At 57.3% G+C, this 5179-nt stretch carries 2 protein-coding genes, 1 pseudogene and 1 riboswitch; all 3 genes and pseudogenes read left to right on the top strand.

Features of this window, described 5'->3' with window-relative positions:
• Positions 1-491: 491 nt before the first annotated feature.
• The gene (locus tag AC6A67_RS11000; RefSeq protein ID WP_498036602.1) at positions 492-2138 is read left to right on the top strand and encodes an AAA family ATPase; all 1647 of its coding nucleotides are present in this window, start codon (positions 492-494) and stop codon (positions 2136-2138) included.
• Between the two features lie 271 nt (positions 2139-2409).
• A riboswitch (cobalamin riboswitch) is annotated at positions 2410-2605 on the top strand.
• A 202-nt stretch (positions 2606-2807) separates the two neighbouring features.
• Positions 2808-3314 (top strand): annotated as a pseudogene (locus tag AC6A67_RS10995) (transposase); the annotation flags it as partial.
• A gap of 159 nt (positions 3315-3473) precedes the next feature.
• A partial coding sequence (locus AC6A67_RS10990; RefSeq protein ID WP_498036601.1) for a TonB-dependent receptor plug domain-containing protein occupies positions 3474-5179 on the top strand: 1706 nt, incomplete at its 3' end.

The following is a 5179-nucleotide window of genomic DNA, read 5'->3' as shown; positions in this document are numbered from 1 at the left end:
GAACCGCAGAAATCGCCTCAACCCATTCTCAAACGGTCTCTAAATCGTTGCTTTGACGCACCACGGGCACCCTAACGACCGTAATTCATGGAGGGAATTATGACGGCTCTGGTTGTAAAATTCGACTAGTCATTGTCTGCACAGCGCCCCTTGTCGGCCGAATATTGTCCATTGCGTTGTTGCCGGAAACCGACATTGGGCTGTTCCCCGCTGAGGGAGGGGGACGGAGGTATCCTGCCCAGCTTCCTCCCTATGGCAAAGGAGAAAAAGCGGCTTTCCAGCCTTGCGCCCAGTTTACGACGGTAACACGCTTTCACACTGTCATTTCGAACTGACTTGGATAAAAAGCTTGTACTCGGCCATTCAGCCTATCTTCCAAACAAGCGTGTGCTGACATAATGTAACGATTAACCGCATTCACGATAAATTTGAATTCTGGTTTTGGTTGAGAAAATTTTAAACAATTGGGCAAAGCTCTAGCGGGGGTGAACGTGACCGAATTTTCTGTTCCGGGGCCGAATCGGTCAACCATCTCTCTTGATGTCGCGCGTGGCAATCCCCTTTTCATCGTTGGTCGTAATGGAACGGGTAAATCCGCACTCATAAACAGGCTTCAGCAGATTTCGCCCCTGCATACAGTTTACCTACCAGGTAGCAGAACTGCTCTGTTTGACGGTGAAGGCCTTTCGCTCACGCCCAGTGCCAGAAGAGAGCTCACGAACCATCTAGGAGCATGGGACAGAGATGCCGAATCTCGTTGGAGGAACTATGCCGGCAATCAACGAAACGAGAAGGCGATCCACGACCTAACGGCAACGGAACTCCAATATAAGAACGATTGTGCGAATACGATTGCTGAAGATACAGACGCGGTCAGAACGGCCGCCGCGATTGCCAAATTGCAGGCGAAAGCGTCCCCGCTCGACAAGGTAAACCGGATCCTTGAGCAAGCAAACATCGCCGTGCGGATGGCTTTAGTTGACAGTGAATTAAATGCGACCTCAGGCGGCAATGTCTTCAGCTACGCGAGAATGTCGGATGGGGAGCGCATTGCGCTCATCCTAGTCGCTGAGGTGATATCGGCGAAGCCAGGCACGGTATTCCTAATCGACGAGCCGGAACTGCACCTGCATCGCTTGATAATCACCCCTCTGATCGCGACGCTTATCAAGTCGCGTACGGATTGCGAGTTCGTCGTCAGTACTCATGAGCTTGATCTGCCAACATCTATCGCCGAGTCACGCGTATGCATAGTGCGATCAGTCAAATGGCAGTCAAACGGGCAGGTGGATTACTGGGAATTAGACACAATTGACGAGACGATGGAACTTCCGGAAGATTTAGCCACCGACATCCTTGGTTCTCGACGTCGAGTGCTATTCACAGAAGGAGGTCCCTCTAGTCTCGATGCCCCAGTGTACTCCATTTTGTTTCCGAAAGCCTCGATCAGACCCAAGGGCAGTTGCAAGGATGTGCGGCATGCTGTGGTTGGCATACGAGCGACCAAAGGCCTGCATCACACCGAAGCATTTGGTTTGGTCGACAACGACGGAATGAGCCAGCAAACAATAATCGATTTCCAAGCCGAGGGCGTTTATCCGCTCCCGTTTTTCTCGGTGGAGTCGCTTTACTATGACGTGGATGTCTTGACCTCCGTCGCGCGGCGACAGGTGTTCACGTACGAATCGGATCAGCAGAAGCAAGACGCTCTTCTCACATCCCTTCTTTCCAATATTGTTACCGAGGGTATCGCCGAAGCGGCCAAACCGAATATTGCAGAGCAGCTCGCAGGGAGATTGGCGGAGCGGCAAATGCGCGACGCGCTTCTATCCCAGATGCCGAAGCGGGACCAGCTCACCTCGGGTGCCTCTCCAACAATCAATTTTAGTATACAATCTGCTTACCCTGCAGAGCTAGAGCGTTTCCGGGTATTGCTTGCCGCACGGGACCTCCACGGCATCATAATGCGCTATCCAGTCCGGCATTCCGGCATACTCAACGCTATCGCGAAGGCTCTAAAATTTCTGGGACGCGCAGACTATGAGACGGCTGCACTCGCCCGTATTTCTTCGGACGATACGCTGCGCGATACTCTGCTTCTCAAGCTTGCCCCTCTGTCGACAATGCTCAATGCATAGACACGACGCCATCGTCCGAATGGCTGATTCTGGCAGCTGGTGGGCGCGACCCAAGCGATGATAGAGGAGAGCACGCGAACGTCAGCAATAAGCGCTCCACGCCCGGAAGGTGACGGTCCGTAATCGGCCCCATTGCGCACACTCCGTTCACGCCCCTCAAGGTGATGCCGACGGGCCGCAGTAACGTTTCCGAAGTCTAGCGGTGTCACCGCAGGGGCCGGAGGCTGCCCGATGGCTGCGTTAGGGCCTGTTGCAGTGCCAGGCGTTACGGCCTAAGAAGCATGCCGACGGTTCCTTCAATGGATCAAAAGGGAACGCAGTGAGGCTGAAAAGCTGATGCTGCGGCTGCCCCCGCAACTGTAAGCGGCGAATCTTTCACCATCGCGCCACTGGATCTTCGGCTCCGGGAAGGCGGTGAAAGGTAATGACCCGCGAGCCAGGAGACCTGCCGTCAGTCGTGGTCACACGCGAACCCATGGAGCGGGGTGCTTCCGTGGCGGGCGAATGCCTGCGCGCTTTTCCAGTGTGCGGGTGGAAACCTCGTTCGCGGTGACGTGCCACAGGCGTCCCGCCGAGGTTTCAGATGTCGTTCAAGTTTTGCGTTCGCGCGCCGGGACTGTCAGGAATTTCGTGTGCGGGCGGTCATACTGGACCTGATGGAGGCTCCCGATGGCACGACGCAAAGCACCCCGGATTTCTGACGCACTTCTAGACCAGTTGCTGGCTGGGGCAGACCCGAAGACGGCCTTCGATGCCAACGGTTTGCTGGATGATCTGAAGAAGGCGCTGGCCGAACGGGCCCTGAATGCCGAGATGGATCATCATCTGGCGGCCGATGAAGCGGGCAACATCCGTAATGGCTATGGCCGCAAGACAGTCACAACCGAGACAGGCCGGCTGGAGCTGGATATCCCCCGCGACCGCCAGGCGACGTTCGATCCGCAACTGATCGCCCGCTACCAGCGCCGTTTCCCCGGCTTCGACGACAAGATCATCTCAATGTACGCCCGTGGCATGAGTACGCGGGAGATCGTTGGGCATCTGCGCGAGCTCTACGGCATTGATGTTTCGCCCGATCTGATCAGCGCCGTCACCGACGCCGTGCTGGAAGAAATCGCGGCATGGCAGGCCCGGCCACTGGATCCGGTTTATCCGCTCGTGTTCTTCGACGTCATGGCCAAAGCGCAATTCGCCGTCATCTTCGGCGAGCGCTTCACGAGGGCCATGGCGGCCTGATTTTCTTCACGCCGCCCGCACACGAAATTCCTGACAGTCCCTCGCGCGCCCCGTTTTCAATTTTCCGCTGCACTCCTCACGACCTGCTCGATCATTGGCATGTGCGCCGTTGCGCCTGCCCTGGCCCAGCAACAGAACAACGCCCCTTCGCCGTCGGTCGCGCAACTGCCGGCAGACGTCATCGCACTCGACACGATTAGCGTGTCGGCGAACCTGACGCCAACGGACCTGAGCAAGGTTGGCAGCACTGTCTCCATCATCACTGGCGATGAATTGCGCAAGCAGAACATTCGGCTGGTCTCAGAGGCCCTACGCCAGGTTCCCGGCGTCGCCGTCAACAGAACCGGCCCCGTCGGCAATTTGACACAGGTGCGCATGCGCGGCTCCGAGGGCAACCAAACGCTGGTCATTATCGACGGCATCGTCGTCAATAACCCCGGCAATGGTTCCGAGTTCGATTTCGCCAACCTGCTGACCGACGATGTGGAGCGTATTGAGGTGCTTCGCGGCCCGCAGAGCGCGCTCTACGGCTCGGACGCCATCGGCGGCGTCATCAGCATCATCACCAAAAAGGGTGACGGCAAACCGAAGGTTTCCGCGCGCCTCGAAGGCGGCACGCAAAAGACCCTTAACGGCGGCGCCACGGTGTCCATGGCCAATGACCGGGCTCATTTCCTGCTTAGCGGCGCCGGCTTTACGACGAATGGGTTTTCCGTCGCCGATAGCCGCAATGGCAATTACGAGCGCGATGGTTACCGTAACGGTACGGGCTACACGAAGTTCGGTTTCAGCCCTAACGACTACCTCGAATTCAATTTCGTCGGTCGTTACACCCGGTTCTTCAACAAGAACGATACCGAGATCGGTGGGGTTGGCGCCGTCGACGCCGACATGGACAACAAGGGCACCCAACTGTTCGGACGCGCCGAAGCGAAGGTGAAGCTTCTGGATGGTCGCTGGAACCACATCTTCTCGTCCAGCGTCACCGACCAGAACAATGTTTACCGCACCAAGCGTCAGCCCACGAGCGACTATCGCGGCACGACCAACAATTACGAATACCGCACCAACTTTCGCTTCGACACGCCGAGCTTCCTTGATGCGACGCACATCGTTACCTTTGCGGCCCAGCACCGCGATGAGCGTTACCGCAGTGACAGTGCATGGTCGAACGATAACCGGACCATGGGCACGACCGGCCTCGTCGGTGAGTATCAGGGCACGTTCCGCAACCTGACCGTCACCGCAAGCGTGCGCCACGACAACAACGACATCTTCAAGGATTCGACGACCTATCGTTTCACTGGCGCATACCGCATAGACGAAACGGGCACCAAGCTACGCGCCTCGCTGGGCTCTGGCGTGAAGAACCCCACGATGTCGGAACTCTATGGCTATACCAACACCTATCGCGGCAACCCAGATCTGAGCCCCGAAAAGGCGCGTGGATGGGACGTGGGCGTCGATCAGGAAATCTGGGGCCAAAAGGTCGTTCTCAACGCCACCTATTTCAACCAGCGCATTCGCGACATGATCACCGGCGCCGGAAATACATCCGTCAACCTGCCAGGAACATCGGCCATTCAGGGCGTGGAAGTCGGCGCGACCGTGCGCCCGATCGACGGCCTGACCGTGATGGGCTCCTACACCTATACCGATGGGCAGGATTCGACAGGGGCGGAGCTGGTGCGCCGCCCGCGCAACGTCGCCAGCCTGAACCTCAATTACGCGTTCCTCGAGGGCAAGGCTAATGTCAATCTCGGCGTCGTGTACAATGGCGCCCAGAAGGACTGGGCATTTGACGC

This window comes from Camelimonas sp. FR25, from assembly GCF_059740505.1.
This window is presented reverse-complemented; position numbering and strand designations above follow the sequence as displayed.